This is a genomic window from Anditalea andensis, from assembly GCF_000714815.1.
Classification (GTDB): Bacteria; Bacteroidota; Bacteroidia; order Cytophagales; family Cyclobacteriaceae; genus Anditalea; species Anditalea andensis.
In genome coordinates this window covers 14,185-35,103 of record NZ_JMIH01000024.1, presented here as the reverse complement: position 1 = coordinate 35,103, position 20,919 = coordinate 14,185, and the positions used below count along the sequence as shown (strand labels likewise).

Here is a 20,919-nt window from a genome sequence, read left to right as displayed (position 1 = left end):
TTATTTAATTAATATATTATTTCCGGATATAATTTTATCTTAATTTTTAATATATATTATTGTGAAACATCGATTCATTCCTTCACAGCGATTTTTTTCCTTAAGCATTATAGTAATATTATTTATTACTCATCATACAGGCTATGGACAAAATATTAATTTCAACCAGTCATCATTAAATTTTAAAAACTTCAGCCAGATTTCCAATGGCACTTCGCTTATATTTGGTCCTGATGAACGTTTGTATGTGGCACAAATAAATGGTGAAATAAAAATTTATACCATAACGCAAGCAGGGCCCAACCAATATGAAGTCATAGATCAGGAAACTATACTTGGGATAAAGCAAATACCCAATCATGATGATAATGGTCAACCGGCCTTTGACAATCGGTCCAATCGCCAGATCACAGGCATCACAGTAAGCGGATCAGCATCTCATCCAATAATATACGTAGGATCAAGTGATCCAAAATGGGGCGGCCCCAGTGGTGATAAGGTATTAGATACGAACTCAGGAATAATTACAAAACTTACATGGACAGGGACTTCATGGGATATGGTGGATCTAGTCCGTGGATTACCCAGATCGGAAGAAAACCATTCCATCAATGGATTAGAATTCACCATAATTAAAGGTAAGCCCTACCTACTATTAGCCAGTGGTGGATTAACAAATGCGGGAGCACCGTCCAAAAACTTTGCCTACATCACCGAATATGCCCTCAGCGCGGCTATAATCAGTATAGATCTGGAAGCGATAGAAGCTATGGAAACTATTTCGGACGCTGCAACGGGGAGAAAGTATAAATATGATCTACCAACATTGGATGATCCGTCCAGACCTAATCTCAACCATGTGTACGATCCTAATCACCCTGCCTATGATGGCATAGATGTGGGAGATCCATTTGGGGGAAATGATGGTCTAAATATGGCTATGCTCATAGCCAATGGACCTGTAAAGGTTTTTTCTCCTGGATACAGAAATGCCTATGATCTTGTAATAACTCAAAGTAAAAAAGTATATGTTACCGATAATGGAGCTAATGGGGGCTGGGGAGGTTTACCGGAATTTGAAGGTGATCCATTAAATGTAAATAATAATTATTTGCCTTCCGAACCGGGAGGAAGTGCTGGCCATCCAAGTGCATCCGGAGAATATGTAGACAACAAAGACCAGCTCCTGATGATTACTGACAATATAGAAGATTATACATTTGGATCTTTTTACGGGGGCCACCCTACTCCCATTAGAGCAAATCCTGGCGTTTCATATCCAGGGCTCCTTAGTTTCCCTTATAATCCTGGAGGTGCAGGTTTATATACCAAATTTATAGGAGACGATGACAATTATAAAAACATAGTTCCTATTTTTAATCCCACTGATAAATTCAGGACCGAAATCTATCAACCTATACCGCCAGGAGCGCCTGGATTTGATTTTTATGCCAGTAACAGTTTGCCTGCAAACTGGCCTCCGGTCTCACCTTCTCTTTCCAATGGTATAGAATCAGACTTTATAGGTCCTACAACTATCAATCCCAATGGACCCCAACCAGAAATCGTAACCATATTACCCGTAAACTCTAATGGTATAGATGAATATAAAGCTTCTAATTTTGGAGGGTCAATAAAGGGATCTTTAATTATAGGACAGAGCAGCGGGGAACTACATTTGATCAATTTAAACCCAAATGGCTCTTTAAAAAATGCTGAATTTGCTAAATGGAACCTAAATGGAGGAAATGCCTTAGGTATTTCCTGTAATGGTGATGATCAAATATTTCCTGGCACCATATGGGTGAGCACTTTTGACAATAGAATCATGGTATTGACACCAGGAGATATGTTATTGTGCATTGATGCCCACGATCCTTTATTTGACCCACTGGATGATTATGATTTTGATGGGTACACTAACCAAGATGAAATAGACAATGGCACAGATTACTGTTCCGGAGCCTCTATACCCAATGATTACGATAAAGACTTTGTATCAGACCTAAATGATCTGGATGATGATGGAGATGGAATAATAGATGAATCTGATCCCTTTCAAATCGGTGAGCCTAGAAATCTGCCCATTAACAATGAACTTTTCTCTAACCAATTAGACAATTTGGGTAGGCAAAGTGGCTATTTAGGTTTGGGCTTAACAGGCCTAATGAATAATGGTTTCCCAAATCCAAATTGGCTAAACTGGCTAGACAAACCGACTCAAAGACCTGGAGACCGGGATATATACGGAGGTGCAGCAGGAGCCATACAGGTAACTATGGTAGGAGGCACTGCCAATGGACCAAGTAATAACCAGGAAAAGGGGTTTCAGTTTGGTGTCAATGTAGGTATTGAAACCGGTAAATTTAATATTTCATCCGGAATGATAGGATTAAATTCCAATGGCCAAATATATAATTTTGATGGTAACGGAGAGATTGGAATCCAAATGGGTGATGGCACACAAAGCAATTTTATAAAACTGGTGGTCGCTAAGGACCATATAATGGCTGCCCAGGAACTAAATGATGTCCCCGACAGTGATCCTTTGATAAAAACATTGTCCATCCATGAAAGACCTGGTGCAGAACAATTAGTTGAGCTGATTTTTGAAGTGGATCCATTGGAAAGTACCGTAGAAGCATTTTATAAATTCGGGAATAATCCTAAAGTTTCATTAGGTACAATAAAAAGTGAAGGAAAGATAACACAGGCCATAAAGGATATGGAAACTCCCCTCGCAGTTGGTATAATTGGAACTACAAATGATGCCACTAAAACATTTTATGGTGTATGGGATTATTTCCGAGTAACAGGTGATCAACCCTATGTCATCAGAAAATTACAGAACTTAGAAAAAGCGACCAATGCCCCTGATCAAATCATTGATTTGAGTGAATATTTCGGGGATAATGATGGCGTTGAAAATTTGATATTCCAAGTTAAAAACAATACCAGTACAAAACTTGGTGCATCAATCATAGGCAGTATATTAACCCTAACATTTCCTGATGCAAGTACCCTTGCTGACCTCACCATAAGTGCTACCGACGCTCATGGTTATACTGTGGAACAGACTATTACTGTAAAAGTAGTACCGGATCAAGAGATAGTTCTGCGAATAAATGCGGGCGGAGCAAGTATCACTGACCAAATAGGTAACCCTGACTGGTTGCCTAACAATACAAATGGCTTAATCTCCAATTCATTTTACAGTGTCAATACAGGTACTAGTTTTAGTCCCGATTTTTCTGCCACTTCCAGACATTCATCAATACCTTCCTATATTTCAGAACAGATGTTTGGTCAAATTTTTGGGACGGAAAGATATAGTAATTCTTCATCAATGCAATTTAACATCCCTTTGGCTAACGGCAATTACCTCATTAACCTATATGTGGGCAATGGCTATGAAGGCACTTCCAACCCAGGTCAAAGAATATTTAATGTAGCAGTAGAAGGTATAACCCGCATATCTAAATTAGACCTCTCCGCAAAATACGGACATAAAACCGGGGCAGTCGAACAAATACCAATTACGCTAACGGATGGAATGCTAAATATAAATTTTTTGAATGATGTAGAAAATCCTCTAATAAACGGGATAGAGATAGTTAAATTACCTCAAACAGTTATTCATAATCCAATAATATTTACCCCTATTACTGATCAAATCAGCTATCCAGGAGATGAACTGGATGGAAGCTTAACAGTGGAAGCTTCTGGAGGTGATGGCAACCTTAAATTCAGTGCTGTGGGACTTCCTCCTGGTATATTGATCGAACCCACTAATGGTGTGATCTACGGGAAGGTTTCTGAAAATGCTCTTATGAGCGATCCCTACTACGTTACTATTACTATAGATGACATGGACGGAACCACTACAGATGAGGTTAGTTTTAACTTTAACTGGACCATAAGCCCACCGTTATCCAACCAATTATGGAAAATAAAAAATGAATCGAACGCCTATACTGGGCGACACGAAAATTCATTTGTACAGGCAGGTAACAAATTCTATTTAATGGGTGGAAGGGAAAACGCTAAAACCATTGATATATACGACTATGAAAATGATAGCTGGAAATCTTTAAATAATAACAGCCCATTTGATTTTAATCATTTTCAGGCGGTAGAATACCAAGGATTGATCTGGGTAATCGGAGCATTTAAAAACAACAATTTTCCAAATGAAGCACCTGCTGACCATGTTTGGGCATTTGATCCTACCACAGAAGCCTGGATACAAGGCCCAGCTATTCCAGAGGGAAGAAAAAGAGGCTCGGCAGGTCTGGTTATCTACAATGAAAAATTCTATTTAGTAAATGGAAATACTATAGGCCATAATGGAGGATACGTCAATTATTTTGATGAATATGATCCTAAAAATGGCCAGTGGACAATATTGGAAAATACTCCCAGAGCAAGGGATCATTTCTTTGCCACAGTAATAAACAACGAACTATATGTGGTTTCTGGAAGGTTATCCGGAGGAACAGGCGGCACATTTGGTCCGGTGATACCCCAGGTAGATGTTTATAATTTTAGTACGAAAACATGGAAGACATTGCCTTTTGAAAGCAATCTACCAACACCCAGAGCAGGTGCAATAGTAAATAATTATCTAAATAAGATCATAGTAGCAGGAGGAGAAGTACCCGATTCATCTCTGGCCCATAAAACCACAGAGGTGTATGACCCAACTTTGGGCAAATGGTTTCTCTCCAACCCTATGAATTTTGCAAGGCATGGTACACAAGGTATTGTATCAGGAAAAGGTCTTTATGTATTATCCGGATCACCATACCAGGGAGGTGGTAATCAAAAAAACATGGAAGTTTTTGGTTTTGATGAACCTTACGGGGCACCACTGATACAGAGTGACTTGCTTTCGGCTGATTCTCTAGCACTTATTTCTGATGATATTGCTAATTTATCATTAAATGTAAAAAATGGAAATACCGGTATCTATATAAAATCAATATTAATAGGTGGCCAAAACGCTCCAGATTTCATAATTGAAAAAGGATTAAATAAAGACTTTCTACTTAATGCAAATGTAAATTACGAACTAGAGATCAGGTATACTGGAATAAATGATAGTGCCAGTGCATTTTTGGAGATCAAATATGGCCATTCAGGGATTAAAGTGATTCCACTTAAAGTCAAAATAGGGGCATCCCAACTTCCTCCTAACCTTAATATCCCTATACCGGATCAAACTGTTTCCATCGGGGGCACCTATAGCTTTACTTTTAACATTAACACTTTCTCAGATCCTGATGGAGATCTTCTCACCTATACCGCCACGATGGACAATGGCGGCCCATTGCCTTCCTGGCTCTCCTTTAATCCGAATACCAGGACCTTATCGGGAATACCCAGTGAGGACAATTTGGGCAACATCATTATCCAGATAACGGCAAATGATGGTAAAGGCGGAACGGCCAGTGATCAGTTCAATTTGACAGTAATACAGTCCCCTCCTGCTAACCAGCCACCTGTGCTTTCCAATCCTATCCCGGATCAAAATGCCACGGTGGGTACATCCATTAATTTTACCTTTGCTGAAAACACCTTCTCAGATCCTGATGGGGATGCGCTGACCTATAGTGCAATCCTGTCCAATGGCACCGCTCTGCCCTTATGGCTCTCCTTCAACGCCAATACGAGGACTTTTTCAGGGGTTCCGGGACCAAGCGATGCGGGAACCCTCAATATACAGGTAAATGCCTCTGATGGAAATGGCGGCTCTGTGACTGATAATTTCCTGCTCCATATAACAAACAGCACACCTGTTCCTGCAGTAGCGGTAAGGATCAATTCGGGAGGGAACCAGTTCATAACAGACAGTGGATTAATCTTCACTGCAGACCAGGCATTCAACGGAGGCCAGGCATATGCCATCAGCAACATCGCCAATATTTCCAATACGGTAAATGACGAACTCTATAGATCCGAAAGGTATGGCAACTTTGGTTACAGCATTCCAATAACCCCCGGAACTTACTCAGTAAGATTACACTTTGCTGAAATTTATTTTCCTTCAATAGGAGATATAGGAAAAAGAATCTTTAACATAGTTGCCGAGGGTCAAACCATATTCTCAGCATTTGACATTTTGAAGGAAACGGCCCCCATGGCTGCTCTGGTTAAGGAATTTGATGTCAATGTTACTGATGGGGTCTTAAACCTGGATTTTATCAATATTGAAAATTTCGCTAAAGTTTCTGCCCTTGAGATCATCTCAAAAACGGTAATTAACAATGCTCCTGACTTCTCTAACCCTTTCGCCAATCCAAAAACAGCTGCTAATGATTTACAAATTATTGATAATTCAAAGCAAAATGTTACAATAGATAGCATTTCTACCAATACTGCACCGCTGTGGAATGGAATGGATAAAACATTGAACGTATATCCAAACCCTTTTGAAAACTATATAACTATATCCATTAATGCAGAAGAAAAACATGAATATAGGATTAAAATTTACGACTTACTTGGAAAAGTACACTTCACTTCGACATTTAGTTCTAATCCTTCCAATGCAGAAACATTTACAATTAATTTAACAGATCATGCCTTCAAACCGGGAGGCTTATACTTAGTGTTAGTGGAAGACAGTGCGGGAAGTTATCATAAAACTTTTAAAATGATCAAAAAATAAATACTGTTAAAAATGCTAATGATCTTATTAAGCATACACTCAGATCATCTTCTAACTTTCAGTTCAGGCTGGATGTGTATTAAATAAAATTAAAGGAGCTTATAAATTTCAAATTATCAAATAGGCGACAAATCTACTTTCACTGTTTCTTAAGAAATAATTGGATAATTTAATAAATCCATCTTTGATATAAAACCTATTACACTGTACCCCCCTAGTATTGCAGGGCAGGTCTTCCAGTTATTTCATGATACCTAATACTATTCTTTCCATAATAATGCAGCACCATGCTTTTTCTAGATAAAGAAAGGTCATTAACTTTACTACCACCGTGAAGCATATTAGCATGCCAGATCAAAAGATCTCCCTTAGATGCTAAAAAAACTTTTTTTTCACAGCGGTTTTCAATAATTACACTTTCTATTTTTTTAGAATAAGCCTGTTTATTATTATAACCCCACCATTTATGACCTGAAGTTATATAATCTTCATTCATTATATAAGGTAACTTATGACTACCAGGATAATAATATAAAGGGCCATTATCCGAATTAATGTCTTCTAAAGCAATCCATACCGCTATTAAATATCCATATGGAAATGTGCTCATATGTATAAAATCAGAATGAGGGGGATCTTCACTGCCTTTTAAAAAGTTTACACTCTGAAACAATTCCATTTCTGTCCCCATTATTAAATTTAAAACTTTTAAAAGTTCTGGAGCATTTACAAGATTTTTCAGTTCTTCCGAATACCTAATGGCATGCATAATCTTCCTATTAGCCTTTAAATACAATTTATTCTTATTAAGTAATTCTTTTAAGATCTCATTGATTCTTTCTACTTTTTCTTCATTAAAATAACTTTTAAAAATTGCAAAACCGTTTGAAGACCACTCTAGAATTGAAAGCTGAAGTTTCACTGGCAATTTTTTAAAATCCTCATTATGTATAAGATTAATAACTGAGTTTTGTTGGTCTAACCATGGATGGTCGATAATGGTATCTGGAGGAAAATCTTTACTAGATATTAAATTGTAATACTTTTTCCTTATTTGAAATTTTTCATAAAGCGCTTCCTGATATCTAAGTTTATTTTTGTTTAGAAAATTATATAGCGCCAAAATTATTTTTACTCTTTTTAGGGTATTCATCATTTGGAATAAGATAGGTCTGATATTGAGTAGTTTCATGTTCTTGAATTTTTTATTGATCAGACCTACCTGAATGCCGAATGACTGCTATAGTCTAGCGCTGCATCCTACAGGGGGCGGGACGTTGTATATAAAGTATTTCAACATGTTCAAATTCATGACAATGTATTAATCTTAGACAAAAGATTTGGCCTGTAGCTATTACTTATTGGAAGTACTTTCTTGCCTACTTCCAGATTGGATGGATCGATATTCTTGATTTTATCCAGTCTTACGATAAATGATCTATGAATCCTAGCAAAATTATTTCTTGGCAATGCTTCTTCTACAGTTCTTAACTTTGCATGTACTACAAATATTTTATGCTCCGTATGGATCTTTATATAATCTCCAAAGGCTTCAATATGGAGTATATCATTTAAATTAAAATTTACCAAAAGGGAATCAACTTTGATAAACATTTGGTCCGTTCCATTCAGTACATGCTCTATTTCTGGTTTTTCTAAATTTGCTTTTGCCTTTCTTACTGCTTTTAGAAATCGGGAGTAGTTTTCTATTGGTTTTAAAAGAAAATCAGCCACATCATAATCAAAAGCATCTACCGCATAGTTATATTTAGATGTAGTAAGTATGATTTGTGGAATTTCTGACAGCGTATCTAACAGCTCCAGTCCCGTCATCTCAGGCATCTCTACATCCAAAAAAAGAATATCCACCTTCTTTTCAGAAAGGGATTTAAATGCCTCAATAGGGTTATCAAACATTCCTTCCAATTGTAAAAATGGTGTCTTACCTATCAGGGCCCTCAAAATTTTTAAAGACATAAGATCATCATCTACCAAAACACAGGTATAATTTCTATTCATATAAAATTAATTTTCAGAATAATTAGGCTTTCAAGCTTACAGGACATCTATATTATTTAACCATTTATCTTATTTACAATTACTGATTTTTTTTTCTTTAATGCACTAATCGCATTTTTGGTTACGATTTCCAATTCAATGATTTTAGGCAAATATGATTCAGGATATAAATTTCTTGATATAAAAATTTCCAGTTCTCCCAATATAACTTCATGAGCTTTTATACCCACATATGAGTAGTTTGCCTTTACTTTATGTACCAGTTTTTGTAAGCTCACCCAGTCCTCTATAAGGCAATAGCTTTTCATCAAATGAAGGTTTTTAGGTGATTCATCTATAAAAACATCTATCAATTCTACCATCAAATCCTTATTGGAATTTGTGATACGCTGAAGATAGCTGGTTGATGCTGCATTCTTCACGCCTATATATTGGTCATTATTCAATAGTTGCTTTATCGTTCTGGATAGAATATCATATTGGATGGGTTTTTTTAAAAAACATGAAATACCTAAACCTTCAAATTGTGTTAGTTTTTCATGATTTGTTTCCCCAGTCAACATGATAACATGCATATTAGTATCGACATTTACTCCATTTTCTATCATCTTTAATGTTTCCATACCATTTAATACGGGCATCTGAAAATCAAGAACGAGAATATCATACTTATGTAAAGTCAACTTCTCTAATACTTCCATTCCATCAGAAACCATAGTCACTTCATGACCCAAATTACTGATAATTGATCCCAGCAGCTTTTGTGTCATAACATTGTCTTCCGCAATCAAAATTTTCCCATAGCTTTCTTCTTTCATTTTATCATACTTAAGGAAGTTCAAGGATCCTCCGATTTAGGTTTATAATTCCTTAAATGCAGGCCATATTATATAGCTTGATAAATTTAATCGAAAGTTATTTTACTTTTAAAAAGATTCGGTCACATATAACATTTTACTGCTAAACCATGGGTAATAGTCGTTTAATCTACCTTCAAAATAAAATTCCCTTTCAGAACCTGGTTTTATTTACTTTATATATAAATAAAATGCTTAAAATAATAAATAACTGTATTCTAATCGAATACCAATTTACAAGCTGATTTTTTCAGTATGTTTTTTCTTTCAATTTATATAAAATCTTTGTAATATTAAAAGTTAATATAATTATTTATGTTATTTGAATATAGATAATATCATTTCATGCTTTCACCTTGATCTATAAAAAGATTTATATTTTATAAACTAACAATAGCGATCTGATTAACCTGTAAAAAGACTATCCACTATTACATAACGGTTCCCATGGATAGGCTGATTAACTTTTACATACTGTATAAACCTTATCTATAAAATCCTTTTTGAAGTATATAATGGAAGACCTTTATCAAGATTTTTGGAAAAAAAAGAGCTTCGAATTAATGAAGCAAGCATTCATAAAATATCCAATTAAGGGTAATCTCAATGATTTGGCTATGGAAGCAGCCCATATAGCTGAAGCAGCTACTGCAATACTTCTTTATATAGAGGAGCCTAATAATGCATATGTAGAGACCGGAATGGCTCCCTTCAATCTCAATCCTGCAGGCTCATTTTTTGATGTCAGCCACATTTCAAATCTTCAAAAGCTAGCTCTCATAGAAAACAACGAATTTCAAGGCTTTTTTTCTAGTCCATTTATTTTAATTATACCTTTGAGTCTGACACATTCCAATAAAGTTTTATTGTTGGGATTTGAGATTAGCCCTAAAGACAAGCATGGGTTAATCCAATATGCAGAAAATGCCCAAATGATTTTGCTGGCCGCAGATAAAAATAGGCCTACTACATCCATCAATAAGAAAGTCAAATTCCCGCTTACGCCAGAAGAGAGAATGACCGGGATTTTGCAACATGTACAGGAAATTTATTTTTCTATAGATTCAGATTATAATTTGACCTGTATGAGCCCCTACCTTCAAAGATTGATCTTGGAGATATATGATACTACACTAAAAGTAGGCGACGGTATCCCTGTTGATACTTTTTCTGATTTACTCCTGCCAAATTTGAAGGATTTGATCCATAAAGCATTTTTAGGAGAAAGAAAAAACGCGAAAATTAAAAGTGTTTCATTTGATATAAATTCGTCTTATGTTTTCAATATCCTACCGGTAAAAAATGCCAATGATGTTATAGTAGAAGTAGCCTTGACGGGGAGACCCGTTCCACTAAAGTCAAAATATAAAACTATCTCCCGTCAGAAAAACTTAGTCTTAAAAGGAATATTATCAAATCTTCCTGTCATCATGTATAGGATAGATGTCAATGGAACTTTTATGGAGCTAACAGGGGCAGGTCTGAGAAATCTTAATATACAAAATGACGAGATGGTGGGAAAAACAGCCCTAAAAATCTTCCCTGATCTTAAGGAGTTTATTCCTACCATTACCAAAGGCGTCAGCCAGAGATTAGTTATAAAAAGAGCAATAGATAGTCTGCCCCGGGTATTTAAAAATTATACTTTCTCTGATCAAAACCATGAAGGAGGTATGTTAGGTTTTGCCATAGACATTACTGAGCAGGACTTGTGCGAACAGGAATTAATTAGGTCCAAAGCCTTAGCAGAAAAAGCCAATCAAGCCAAATCTCATTTTTTGGCCAATCAGAGCCATGAAATACGAACACCCATAAATGCTATCCTTGGATTTGCCCAATTGATCAAAAACAATATGTATGCTTCAGAAACAGAAGAATACCTTAACTATATACTTTCTTCAGGACAAATATTGCTAAACTTGATAGGTAATGTCCTGGACCTTACCAAAATAGAAGAAGGGAAACTTGATTTGGTAGAAGAACCTTTTAATATGCAAGAATTGATTACTTCAAATCTTCACCCCTATATTTTCCAGGCCAAAGAAAAAGGAATAGCATTCACAGTGAATTTTGATCCCAAGCTTCCTAAATATATTCGTGGGGATGCAGGAAAAATCATACAGATTATCATCAATCTTATAGGAAACAGCCTGAAATTCACTAATAAAGGAAGGATAGAGATCGAAATCAAAGCTTTAACAGAACCAATTGAGGGAGAAGTATTCAATATTCAATTTGCTGTTTCTGATTCTGGGATTGGAATTCCTAAAGAAAAACAACTGTATATTTTTGATTGTTTTACTCAGGCTGATGCTTCTATAGGAAGAAAATATGGAGGGTCTGGGCTAGGTTTATCTATCGTAAAAGCACTTACCGATTTGATGCAGGGGAGTATCAAAGTGAAAAGTCCGGGAAAAATAAAATCAAAAAATGGATCTATAGGAACCACTATTTACATTGAACTACCTTTAAGGGCAGCATACCCCCCTTCAGTAGAAATAAATGAGGAACCTGAACATGACATCAATTATAACGGACACCTCAGAATATTGCTGGTAGATGATAATTTTTTGAACTTAAGGCTAGCAAGTACCATGTTAAATAATCTGGGATGTACAGTCACTGTTACTCATAACGGTAAGGAAGCTATTAATGAATTGGCTCAGCATCATTTTGACCTCGTTTTCATGGACGTCCAAATGCCTGTTTTGGACGGGTTTGAGACTACCCAGTATATCAGAAATATTTTAAACATGGATATTCCTATTATCGGCCTTAGCGCAAATGTATATAAAGAAGATATAGACCTATGTTATGAAATGGGTATGGATGATTATTTATCAAGGCCTTACACTATTAAAAATTTCCATGAGAAAGTTTTTAAATGGGCCCCATATAAGTTACACCAAGAAGTAGAAGTAGAATACCACACTATAAATCCCCCCAGCACCAAACTAACTCAGTTGACCTTTTTGCATCAGGTTTTTAATGGTGATAACATGAAAATTACCGAAACGGTGAAAGACTTTTTAGAACACAATGAGAAATTAACCAGTGATTTGGGAGAGGCTATACAACAACATGATTTTACCAAAATAGCCTATGTGGCACATAACATGCGATCATCACTCCAAACGGTAGGGCTTGATTGTTTATATGAAATTTTAACTGATATAGAACTTATATCTAAAGATAACAAAAACATTACCCTACTGGAAAAATATTTTATAGGTGTAAAAGAAATTAGCCGTAGAGCAAATTTAGAATTGGAAGAAGCTATATGGATCAGAGAAAAATAAAAACCCTTCTATAAGTCCGAGCCTTATTTTGATTTTTTTATAATTTCTTTATAGGACCTGGTTGCCTTCCTTCCCACCTCTTCCACAGAAAGATGGGTCAAATTTCCTTTGTGTTTCAGAAGCCTTCCATCTGCCCATACGCTATGGACATTGGCTGGCTGAGCGGCTTCTACTAAAAGATTTACTGCATCAGTCATAGGCTGCATATTGATGGCAGTACCATCTACCATGGTGATATCAGCCCTTTTACCTGGCGATATGGACCCTGTGATATCTGCTATTCCCATAGATCTTGCCCCGTCTATGGTAGCCATTTCAAGTACTTGTCTTGGAGAAAGCTTAAATTCGTCCTGTTCCAAAGCATTGGTTATGTTTAAAATATTTTTCATAATAGCAAACATATCCGAATTTCCAGACAAAACCGTAGTATCAACTGACAACCCTATGGTAGCACCTGCCCTGACCAGCTCTGGCACTTCAGGAAAACCATATCCTATCCTCAGCTCACTAAAAGGAGATAGAGAGATAGGGGCTCCCGCTTTTACCATACTTTCTATTTCCTGTCCGGTAGCCTGCATGCCATGGACGATAAGCATATCAGGCCCTAGAAGTCCAGCATACGCCAATCTGCCAATTATCCCTGCCGAACTGGCGTGAACAGTGACAGGTAAACCCATAGACCTTACTTTATTCAATTCAGCTTCCCCCACTTTAATATTTCCTTCTATTCCTCTCCATGCAAATCCCAGTGCTATTAAACCTTCATTGGAATAATCTTGCCAGTTGTCCGCCAAATGTTCCAAGGGACCAAACATTACTGGTTCTTCATCATCCAGTCCTACTGGATTTCCAAATGAAAAACGGGCTCTTATTCCAGCATCTTTGATTGCCTTAATACTATATTCAGCATGTTCCAGACTCCTGATGTTATGGTTCCAGTCATGAACTGTGGTGATTCCCGAAAACAAAGCTTCAGTAACTGATAAGAGATTTCCATTATACATATCATCCGGAGTAAAGTGGCCCCCTATCTCAGTTCGGGTATCGAAATACCCCTCTCCGGGATCATCAACCGCCATACTTCTAAAAATCGAATTCCACATGTGCCAGTGGGTTTCTATAAACCCCGGAATCACTATCATACCTTTGGCTTCTATGATTTCTGCAGCTTCAGCATTTATATTTTCCCCTACCGCTTTGATTATTCCATTATTAAGATGTAGGTCACCATTTGGAAAATCTCCTATCTGATCATCCATCGTAATGATATGTGCATTTTTTATCAAATAATTACCCCTTAAAGGCAATCCGGATAATAAAGGCTTAGCTGAAGGCATTCCTTGTCCTGATAATGACCCTATGCTTAACAAACCTCCACTCATACCCAGTACGCTATAAAGTAAAGAATCAGTCAGAAATTTCCTGCGGTTGATTTTTGACTCAAATAACTTTTCATTCTTTGACGTACTGCGAAGATTATCTATTGATTTAGTTAAAGACATAAAGAAGAGTATGTGATTTCATTTAGTAAACTTATTTTTTATTTAATTGTTAAAAAAAATGCTTTGCCAGAGAGTATATTTTAAAAGTGGATTTCAAACCATTATCCTAATAGAACAGTCACCACCAGTAAGGGGGGACATAAAATTAAACAAAAGAAATCTTTATTAAAATATATAAGCATTCACGGGAAACTTCACCTAATACTGGTAATTTTACATGATTTTTCATTTTATATAAATCATGTCTGTTAATAAAAAAGAGTCTAAAGTCACTATTGGCCATGTATTCAAAACGATCATATGGCCACGAAAAAAATACTTAATAATTGGACTCATACTTATAATCATAAGTAGGCTGTCCGGCTTGGTATTACCATATGCCAGTAAAATTCTTTTGGATGACGTGATTCCGCAAGGAGATATGGATAAGTTAAAGTGGCTGATCATAGCCATTGTGGTAGCTATAGTAATCCAATCCATCACTTCATTTGCCCTGACACAGATCCTTAGCGTAGAAGCGCAAAATCTTATAGCACAGCTCAGAGTAAAGGTTCAAAAACATATTATCAGGTTACCTATAAGTTTTTTTGACAATACTAAAACCGGAGAACTTGTTTCTAGAATCATGTCAGATGTGGAAGGGGTGCGAAACTTGGTAGGGACAGGCTTTGCCCAGATGATTGGCGGTATATTTACTTCGATAATATGTTTGGTCCTTCTTATATTGATAAGTCCGTGGATGACTTTATATGTTTTGTTGCCAGTGGCTATATTTGGAATGATATCTTTAAAGGCTTTTGGAAAAATCCGGCCCATATTTAGGGAAAGAGGTAAAATCAATGCCGAAGTTACCGGCAGGTTGACAGAAACATTGGGTGGCATCCGAGTGATAAAAGGTTTCAATGCAGAGGAACAAGAGTCTAGGACATTTGAAATGGGTGTCAACAGGCTTTTTCTCAATGTCAAACAATCATTGATCACCACAAGTTTGGTGACCAGCTCAGCCACCTTATTATTAGGTCTGGCATCTGCAGGCATTATGGGCATAGGAGGCTATATGATCATGAATGAAGAGATGACCTTTGGGGATTTTCTGGCATTTACACTGTATTTGGGATTTTTGATCGCTCCTATTTTGCAGATGAGCAATATAGGCAGCCAGCTTACAGAAGCCTTCGCAGGGCTAGATAGGACAGAAGAGATCATGAATACCCCTCCAGAAGATGATGACATAAACCGCAACTTTAGGATAAACAATTTAGCAGGTGATATCATATTTGACCGCGTGTCTTTTTCCTATGAAGAAGGTAAAGAAGTGGTAAAAAACATCAGCTTCACCGCTCCCGCGGGTACTGTGACCGCTCTAGTAGGTACTTCCGGCTCTGGCAAAACTACCATAGCTGGTCTGGCAGCATCCTTTTTAAATCCAGAAAGCGGGCTGATTACCATAGATGGCCACGATCTGCAGCAGATAAGTTTAGAAAATTATAGAAGCCATCTTGGAGTAGTCCTTCAGGACGATTTCCTATTTGAAGGGACTATAAGAGAAAACATCCTTTTTCCGAGGCCAGGTGCTACAGAAGAGCAACTTCAGCAATCGGTGCAAGCTGCACATGTTCAAGAATTTACAGATAGATTTGAATCTGGACTGGACACGCTTATAGGGGAAAGAGGTGTAAAACTGTCCGGAGGCCAAAGACAGCGGATTGCTATAGCCAGAGCAATACTTGCTGACCCGAAGATTCTTATATTAGATGAAGCAACTTCTAATCTTGATACAGAAAGTGAAACACTGATTCAAGCCAGCCTAAAAGAACTCATGAAAGGCAGAACCACTTTTGTAATAGCCCATAGATTGAGTACTATCCGCCAAGCGGACCAGATACTTGTCATCGAACAAGGACATATAGCAGAACAGGGCAGACATGATGACCTCATAGAAAAGAAAGGAAGGTACCATCAGCTATATACTTATCAGGCGAGGATATAAAGATAGATACTGGAATCATGTGACTAGTGGAAATGAAGACCGAACCAGCTTACGGGCAAGAAAGAAGAGAAAAAGCCCTAAGCATGCATCCGTAAGGTAGGGCGAAGACTAGAGAATTTATATTTTTTTATCGTTTTCAATATCTTCATTCATCTACTGACTATAAAAACAAAGCGCATATTTATACACTGTATTCAAGATTTATCTACAAAAAACATACTATAAAACCTCCAAGTGAGGAAAGGGAAACAGCGAAAAAGAGGATGTTCCCTACTTTACTTAGATTCATATATGATTGGTACCAGAACTAACAGCTAATATACACTCAATATCACTTCGTGAATATTAAACTTACTGGATAGGTATTGGGCGTCGATAATTATGTTTAACGCTTGGCTACTCTTCCAGAACCGGTAAACCTTACATCTCGGTGCTCCGCACTACCTTTATAATCTATATTCCCGCTGCCTGAAGAACGTACAGAAAGTGAGTTATTAGCAGTTAATGCTGTGTTTCCTGAACCGGATTGATTGACTTCAGCATCTTCCGCCTGGAAATCCAAACCTCTATAGTTACCTGCTCCGGATTGTTTTATGGTCAGATGTTTTACTGATCCTCCCGCTATATCTATATTACCAGATCCACTCATACTCACTAATACTTTATCGGCGGTGATATTTTGAAACTGCGCATCTCCAGACCCACTTATGCTGATCACTAAATCATCGGCTACAATATCACTGTTGCTTTTTATAGTTCCAGAACCCCCAGATTTAATAGATTCGAGTTCAATATATGTCACATAAACTTTAAAATTTACATTTTTATAATTGCCCTTTTCCAAATCAATGTGTAAAGTATTATTTTTCACTTCTGTAACCACTTTATTCAGATCAAAATTTTTAGTTTCAAGCCTGACTTGTTCTTTGTCACCCTTTTCAAGGATTACATCCCAGCTTCCTCCAGTTTTGATAGTATTAAATGTACCCACATTTCGAATTTCAGATGTTTGGGCATGGAGAACTGATGCGAATATAGATAGCACCAAAATTAATGAGCAAGTTCTTATAATTTTCATAACATATGGTTTATATACTTAATAGCTTAAATACAAACACCAATTATATGCCAGCCCAAAACATAAGCTAAGGATACTGAAAAGCACATTTCTCCAACCGACCTGTCCGATTCATTAAAATATTGTTCTACAGCGGACATTTTTATTTGTTATGAATTTGGTATTTCTATCACATATGAGGTAAGACTTTTGATTTCCCCCCCCTCCTCTGTCTCAAAAGTATAAAGATCACAAAAAGCATACATATTACCACTAGGTGAGGTCATTTGCCCTTCCAACACTGCAAATGACCCATTTATCACCGGAAGACCGAGTGTTAGGCCCATTGATTCATGAGTGGCCATTTCTTTGATATAAACGGCAAAGTTTTCCTTACCTTTTACTAGCTTATCTCCCTTTATATTCCATATAATATTATCGCTGACATAATTTAATATAGTATCTACATCGCCTTCAGCAAAAGCCTTATTGAATTTTTTGAGTATTACATTTTTATCACTTTCCATATTTTTAAATTTTTGTTAAACTTTTATCTTTACATTTAAAAAATCCCATATCCAAATCTTTTGAAATTTGACTTGTACTCTCCTCACAAGCTTTCTCCAAGAGGAATTTTAAATCACCTACTACCGGCCATCTTCATTAACAGGCCATAACTTTAAAGAATATCTCTTGCTGAATCCACCCTCAGAACTATCACAATATCGCTATCATTCCCAATCACTGCAGGATTTATATTGATAGCTATAATTGACAATTTACCTGACTTCAAAATGGAATGGTGAATTTGACCATCTTTTGCTGTGAGGCATTGAGAGGATATTTAAAATTCACCAAATGTTTAAAATCTTATTCACTACAGTACAAGTTTGACAAAAAGCCATCACATCTCTGCATTCTCCTACCAAATCCAAAGTAGGGGTTTATAGTAAGATATCTATTTTATTGGTTTTCAAATTCACCTTCAGATTTTTCTATATAAGTTGGGTCCATCCAGAAAAATTCCCATATATGGCCATCTAGATCATTTATAGCTGTACCGTACATAAAGCCATAATCGGATTTTGGTCGGGCTTCAGTAGCTCCGGCATAATGGGCAAGGTCAGTAAGCTCATCTACCTTATCTTTGGTCTCAAAAGCTAATGCATTCATTACCTGTGCATGGGTATGTGAATTAGAAATAGCCTTGGTGGTAAATGACTGGAATTTTTCATGGGTAAGCAGCATTACCATAATTTCTTCGGAATATACCATACAAGCTGCCGTATCATCGGTGAATTGCGGATTATTAATAAATCCTATTGTATTGTAAAATTTCATTGATGCAGCCAGATCAGCTACAGGAAGATTAATAAAAACAATTGGTTTCATGATTATTTAAATTTGATTTAAACGTTTTATTCACAAATGGTTATACCAAATTTAATGCTTTTATTTTTCTTTAAAACATGGTATTACGACAAACTAATGGGTAGATTACGACAAGCAAAAAGTTATCTAAACGATAAAGTAAACGCTTTATTCAAAAAAAAATTGGATTAAAAACAGAAGTTATAGTTTAAGTCCATCTAATGATGGACCATTTCGATAAGCGTTTTTGCATTAAATGCGGCATATCCTTCCTGATCATTATCAAAGTAAACGAACACATCCTTTCCTTCATTTTGCCATCCTCTGCATCTATCGGCCCAGGATTGCAGTGTAGCATGATCATAGCTCCCCTGATATTTGTCCCCGGGACCATGTAACCTTATATATACAAAATCTGCAGTAATTTCCATCGGAGATATATGACCGGCCAATTCATAGATGCAGAATGCACAATTATTTGTCTTCAGTAGATCGTATATCTTCTCATCATACCAGGTGTCATTTCTGAATTCAAAAGTGTATCTATAATCCTTAGGTAGCTGTCCTAAAAAATCCTTCAGCCTTTCTGCATTTATTTTCCAGCCAGGTGGCAGCTGGAAAAGAATGGGCCCGGCCTTTTCTTCCAATCTGTCTGTGCCATTAAAAAATTTTTCAATGTTTTCCCGCTGCACTTTTAACTTTTTCATATGGGTGATAAAGCGGCTGCCTTTGATGGCAAAAATAAAATCATCAGGGACTGCCTCTTTCCACTTTTCAAAAGTGGTGGTTGAGGGTAATTTATAAAAGGAATTATTGATCTCTACGGTATCAAAATGCTGCAGATAATATTCCATCTGCTGGGCATCTTTCGTGCCTTCCGGGTAAAAAGTGCCCTTCCAGTGCTTATAGTGCCAGCCCGAGGTTCCAATATACATCTTACCTTTCTTAGCCATGCCTCATTTATATAGTTTCTGTTCTTCACTATAGTAGGTTTTTCGAGAACCTACCTTCTCTACCTTAATTTCATATCCATTTGGGCTCTCACTTTTATTGGGATTATGGATGAGAAGAAAATCCCTGATTTCTCCACTGATGATGTCCGGATAGTTTTCAGTGATTTTTTGCTCTGCTGATACCAAAACCTCCTTAATGGATTTGACTAGATCCTCTACTTTCTTTGGCGGGATTTTACTGCAGATGGAGAAAGGCGATATGCGTGCTTCCCATAAGATCTCATCCGAATAAGCATTGCCTATTCCTCTGATCACTTTCTGATCCAATAGAAAATTTTTAACAGAAGCCTGCTTGTCCTTCATCACCTCTTTTAAAAATGGAGTATCTAAATCTTTTGATAAGGAATCAATACCATCAGCATGCGGAGGGTTTAAGGTGGGTTTTGCCATACCTCTGGGATCAGCCATGAGCAGGCCACATCCATCCGTGAATCTTATTTCTAGTATAGCATATTTTTGATCATGCTTATTTTCGAAAAGGTGCATTGACCCGTTAAGCATGAGGTGAAGGTAAAGACTATTGCCATTCGGGAAATCAATGACCAATTCTTTGCCATCCCTTCTTACTTGTTTTATCTTTTGGTCATGCAAGGCCTGCTGAAGTTCCTTTTCCGTCACATTAAGCTTCTTAGCGCGATGAACGGTTACTTTCTTCACGGTTTTTCCACTTATCTTTTCGTGAAGGTTTCTACTGAAAACTTGTAAATCTGGCAGTTCTGGCATAGCTTGACTATTTCTAATAGTTCAAACTATTTCTATGCCAACTGATGTTTTTTCCGGGTCATCCCGCTACTTTAAGAATATCCTTAAACAAACTGACGACTGTAGAATTGACTGTGAAAAGCTTTTTTAAAACTTCCATTTTTAGTCGGCTTATCTGGTAAAACATGGCTATATTTTTCAAAAAGCTCCAACTAAGTATCCTAAAATACCTCACCTGGCGGTTTGCTGTTCACATAAGATATAGTCGATCTTTTAGGAGAAGAAGGCATTACAATGTGGGCCAGCTTATTCTGCCAGGCCAGAAGTCCAGTGGAGAGCTCTCTGAGTAATGTAGCCCCACTTAAAGAACAGTATAACCTGGTGACCAAATGCTGCTAGGTGTCAAATTTCTTGTAATATCTATCAGATTGATGTTTTG

12 protein-coding genes are annotated in these 20,919 nt (G+C 36.9%); 3 read left to right on the top strand and 9 right to left on the bottom strand.

Going from position 1 to position 20,919, the window contains the following annotated elements:
• Nucleotides 1–61 precede the first annotated feature (61 nt).
• On the top strand, nt 62–6,670 hold the full coding sequence (locus EL17_RS16610; RefSeq protein ID WP_051720056.1) for a malectin domain-containing carbohydrate-binding protein: 6,609 nt from the start codon (nt 62–64) through the stop codon (nt 6,668–6,670).
• Nucleotides 6,671–6,884: 214 nt separating this feature from the next.
• Here the strand turns inward: EL17_RS16610 and EL17_RS16605 are convergent, their stop codons facing one another.
• The 3 genes from EL17_RS16605 to EL17_RS16595 form a co-directional block, all read right to left on the bottom strand.
• Entirely contained in the window at nt 6,885–7,862 is a 978-nt protein-coding gene (locus tag EL17_RS16605) for a phytanoyl-CoA dioxygenase family protein (RefSeq protein WP_051720055.1), read from the bottom strand.
• Between the two features lie 116 nt (nt 7,863–7,978).
• Complete coding sequence (locus tag EL17_RS16600; protein ID WP_035076667.1) at nt 7,979–8,689, bottom strand: LytR/AlgR family response regulator transcription factor; 711 nt, start codon at nt 8,687–8,689, stop codon at nt 7,979–7,981.
• A 56-nt stretch (nt 8,690–8,745) separates the two neighbouring features.
• Nucleotides 8,746–9,507 (bottom strand): response regulator, encoded by a 762-nt coding sequence (locus EL17_RS16595; protein ID WP_164675127.1) that lies wholly within the window; start codon nt 9,505–9,507, stop codon nt 8,746–8,748.
• Nucleotides 9,508–10,109: 602 nt separating this feature from the next.
• Between EL17_RS16595 and EL17_RS16590 the strand changes: the two genes are divergently transcribed.
• Nucleotides 10,110–12,845, top strand: coding sequence for an ATP-binding protein (locus EL17_RS16590; RefSeq protein ID WP_164675125.1), 2,736 nt, complete (start codon nt 10,110–10,112; stop codon nt 12,843–12,845).
• A 23-nt stretch (nt 12,846–12,868) separates the two neighbouring features.
• Here EL17_RS16590 and EL17_RS16585 read toward each other — a convergent pair whose 3' ends face one another.
• On the bottom strand, nt 12,869–14,347 hold the full coding sequence (locus tag EL17_RS16585) for an amidohydrolase family protein (protein WP_084166248.1): 1,479 nt from the start codon (nt 14,345–14,347) through the stop codon (nt 12,869–12,871).
• 241 nt (nt 14,348–14,588) lie between these two features.
• Here EL17_RS16585 and EL17_RS16580 point away from each other — a divergent pair, with 241 nt between their 5' ends.
• Nucleotides 14,589–16,337 (top strand): ABC transporter ATP-binding protein, encoded by a 1,749-nt coding sequence (locus tag EL17_RS16580; protein WP_035076661.1) that lies wholly within the window; start codon nt 14,589–14,591, stop codon nt 16,335–16,337.
• A 385-nt stretch (nt 16,338–16,722) separates the two neighbouring features.
• Here EL17_RS16580 and EL17_RS16575 read toward each other — a convergent pair whose 3' ends face one another.
• The 5 genes from EL17_RS16575 to EL17_RS16555 form a co-directional block, all read right to left on the bottom strand.
• On the bottom strand, nt 16,723–17,415 hold the full coding sequence (locus EL17_RS16575; protein WP_035076659.1) for a head GIN domain-containing protein: 693 nt from the start codon (nt 17,413–17,415) through the stop codon (nt 16,723–16,725).
• 149 nt (nt 17,416–17,564) lie between these two features.
• The gene (locus EL17_RS16570; RefSeq protein ID WP_035076657.1) at nt 17,565–17,921 is read right to left on the bottom strand and encodes a nuclear transport factor 2 family protein; all 357 of its coding nucleotides are present in this window, start codon (nt 17,919–17,921) and stop codon (nt 17,565–17,567) included.
• A 436-nt stretch (nt 17,922–18,357) separates the two neighbouring features.
• Nucleotides 18,358–18,786 carry a VOC family protein gene (locus tag EL17_RS16565; protein ID WP_035076654.1) on the bottom strand — a complete coding sequence of 143 codons (429 nt, stop codon included), beginning with the start codon at nt 18,784–18,786 and terminating at the stop codon, nt 18,358–18,360.
• 197 nt (nt 18,787–18,983) lie between these two features.
• On the bottom strand, nt 18,984–19,718 hold the full coding sequence (locus tag EL17_RS16560) for a DUF72 domain-containing protein (RefSeq protein WP_035076651.1): 735 nt from the start codon (nt 19,716–19,718) through the stop codon (nt 18,984–18,986).
• Between the two features lie 3 nt (nt 19,719–19,721).
• Nucleotides 19,722–20,501, bottom strand: coding sequence for a DNA-formamidopyrimidine glycosylase family protein (locus EL17_RS16555; RefSeq protein ID WP_035076648.1), 780 nt, complete (start codon nt 20,499–20,501; stop codon nt 19,722–19,724).
• Nucleotides 20,502–20,919: the final 418 nt, after the last annotated feature.

What these genes read in the sequence shown, in the direction of transcription:
- EL17_RS16595 (WP_164675127.1), bottom strand. Translation starts at nt 9,507, where the DNA reads ATGAAAGAAGAAAGCTATGGGAAAATTTTGATTGCGGAAGACAATGTT.
- EL17_RS16555 (WP_035076648.1), bottom strand. Translation starts at nt 20,501, where the DNA reads ATGCCAGAACTGCCAGATTTACAAGTTTTCAGTAGAAACCTTCACGAA.
- EL17_RS16565 (WP_035076654.1), bottom strand. Translation starts at nt 18,786, where the DNA reads ATGAAACCAATTGTTTTTATTAATCTTCCTGTAGCTGATCTGGCTGCA.
- EL17_RS16605 (WP_051720055.1), bottom strand. Translation starts at nt 7,862, where the DNA reads ATGAAACTACTCAATATCAGACCTATCTTATTCCAAATGATGAATACC.
- EL17_RS16580 (WP_035076661.1), top strand. Translation starts at nt 14,589, where the DNA reads ATGTCTGTTAATAAAAAAGAGTCTAAAGTCACTATTGGCCATGTATTC.
- EL17_RS16560 (WP_035076651.1), bottom strand. Translation starts at nt 19,718, where the DNA reads ATGGCTAAGAAAGGTAAGATGTATATTGGAACCTCGGGCTGGCACTAT.
- EL17_RS16570 (WP_035076657.1), bottom strand. Translation starts at nt 17,921, where the DNA reads ATGGAAAGTGATAAAAATGTAATACTCAAAAAATTCAATAAGGCTTTT.
- EL17_RS16585 (WP_084166248.1), bottom strand. Translation starts at nt 14,347, where the DNA reads ATGTCTTTAACTAAATCAATAGATAATCTTCGCAGTACGTCAAAGAAT.
- EL17_RS16600 (WP_035076667.1), bottom strand. Translation starts at nt 8,689, where the DNA reads ATGAATAGAAATTATACCTGTGTTTTGGTAGATGATGATCTTATGTCT.
- EL17_RS16590 (WP_164675125.1), top strand. Translation starts at nt 10,110, where the DNA reads ATGAAGCAAGCATTCATAAAATATCCAATTAAGGGTAATCTCAATGAT.
- EL17_RS16575 (WP_035076659.1), bottom strand. Translation starts at nt 17,415, where the DNA reads ATGAAAATTATAAGAACTTGCTCATTAATTTTGGTGCTATCTATATTC.